Source organism: Endozoicomonas sp. YOMI1, assembly GCF_024606345.1.
GTDB lineage: Bacteria > Pseudomonadota > Gammaproteobacteria > Pseudomonadales > Endozoicomonadaceae > Endozoicomonas.
In genome coordinates, this window is sequence record NZ_JAHHPM010000396.1 from 1 (window position 1) to 1,814 (window position 1,814).

The following is a 1,814-nucleotide window of genomic DNA, read 5'->3' on the forward strand; positions in this document are numbered from 1 at the left end:
CCTAACCGTTTATCCACAATCTTTTCCACACAAATTCCGGATAACTGAAACAGGGGATAATAATTCTACAGGTAGGTACTGCAAAGGGTTATAACGAACTACTGACAGTATAAACACAACCTGTCAACAACTTACCCACAGACTTATTCTGGAAAAAGTGAGGGCGTGTCTTTATTCTTGGGCTCATTCAAAAAGGAAGCCCGACTCTCAAACATCCGTTGAAATCATTTTGCCAAGGTATGACCCGATGCCCGATCTCCAGTGGACAGCACCAGGTGCCACCCTGAGCCATAAGAACGCCGCGAAAGAATTTGGCCTGACTGAGGAGATTATCCGGGCGATTAAAGAAGGGACGATTCACTACCAAATCGCTCATGCCCACGGTAACCCGTATTACCGTGTGGTCAGGGCAGAAGTAGAGTCGCTGGTGCTGAAGCCTTATGGACCGGACTACGCCAGGCAGCAACTGTCAGGCCGGTCGGTATCGATCACGGGAGCTGATGGCAGGGCAGGTTCCAGAGTCTCGGTAATGGAACCCACGGCGGTGGCAGGCAGACTGAGCCGCTGCCCAATCTCATTGGCCAGACCCAGTTCCGCCAGCTCACTGTGCAGCACTGCTTTGTCTCCAGCGTTGCCGGAACGCCCGGCCAGGCGGTTCAGGAACTCACGCACGTAGCGGTCTACCGTTGCTGGCAGTGCAGGAAATTTGGCCATGGGTATCCTAGAATAGTGAGCAGTGAATCAAGGGACTCAAATAGTGGAAAACATCAACAATCTCTATGACACCGACTACCACCAATGGGTAGAACAACAAAAACAGCTATTGCAATCCGGCCAGCTTGACCGGCTGGATATAAAAAACCTGCTGGAGGAACTGGGTGAAGTGGGCAAACAAAACCAGCACGCTCTGGAATCGCACTTAATCAACCTGATCCTGCACCTGCTCAAGCATCAGTACCAGACTCAAGTGATTAACCCTCAAAGGTATGAACCACAAGAGTTCCGAAGCTGGTATGACAGCATTGATACTGCCCGGCGTGAAACCAGGCGATTAATGAAGAAAAACCCTTCTCTGAAAAGCCGTATGGCAGAGGTAATCACGGACAGCTACCCTGATGCCAAAGCCGGTGCCATTAATCAGATGAATAAATATCTGCCGAAAGACCAGTGGCTTACCGACCAGAGTTTCCCGGCTGAATGCCCATGGTCCTATGATCAGTTAATAGACGATGACTGGTTTCCTTAAAGCTCTGCCATACTGCTGGCCACAATCAGGGTAGTCAGGGTGTCAGTGCCTTCCAGTTCAAACTGCCAGCGACTGCCCCGGCCGGCGGGGAGTCTGAAGCCCCGGTCTGAAACAACCTGTATTTCCATCACCAGATCCCAGTCACCACACCAGCGCAGCTTGATGCCCATACCCTCAGCAACCCCCAAAACGTATCCGGCAAAGTGAGCAGACCGTTGATAATCAAACCAGTCCAGCGGATAAGCCATTACATCCACGGCCTTGCTTGGCAGCTCATTGTGATTACTGTCTGGCCACTGCAACTCCGACTGACCATTTTTAAATGCCAGCATCTGGGCCGCCTTGCCCCGATGACCACAAATGTTTGGTGGGATAAAAAAAGAAAACCCGGCAATGAGGGCCGGGTTTCTTTGAAGGATTCAAGCAGTGGGAAATCAAGTTATCGGGAACTTTCCCAGCATGAGCTTTTACCGTGCTTATACTCTTGATTAAAACCGCAACGAGCGCAACATTCGTTGTTAAGTAGTTGGCCAAATGGAATCGTATTTTTCTGGCCAAGTGGGCAGTT

General features: G+C 50.6%; 4 protein-coding genes. 1 reads left to right on the top strand and 3 read right to left on the bottom strand.

The window, feature by feature from the left end:
* Positions 1-450: 450 nt before the first annotated feature.
* Complete coding sequence (locus KDK15_RS14200) at positions 451-714, bottom strand: hypothetical protein (protein WP_257296043.1); 264 nt, start codon at positions 712-714, stop codon at positions 451-453.
* Positions 715-757: 43 nt separating this feature from the next.
* Here KDK15_RS14200 and KDK15_RS14205 point away from each other — a divergent pair, with 43 nt between their 5' ends.
* Positions 758-1,246 carry a DUF29 domain-containing protein gene (locus KDK15_RS14205; RefSeq protein ID WP_257296044.1) on the top strand — a complete coding sequence of 163 codons (489 nt, stop codon included), beginning with the start codon at positions 758-760 and terminating at the stop codon, positions 1,244-1,246.
* Here KDK15_RS14205 and KDK15_RS14210 read toward each other — a convergent pair.
* Both KDK15_RS14210 and KDK15_RS14215 read right to left on the bottom strand, forming a co-directional pair.
* Positions 1,243-1,578: a hypothetical protein gene (locus KDK15_RS14210; protein ID WP_257296045.1), complete on the bottom strand. Its 336-nt coding sequence runs from the start codon at positions 1,576-1,578 to the stop codon at positions 1,243-1,245. The genes KDK15_RS14205 and KDK15_RS14210 overlap by 4 nt on opposite strands.
* The coding region (locus KDK15_RS14215; RefSeq protein ID WP_257296046.1) for a hypothetical protein at positions 1,565-1,814 on the bottom strand (250 nt) is incomplete at its 5' end. The genes KDK15_RS14215 and KDK15_RS14210, both read right to left, overlap by 14 nt.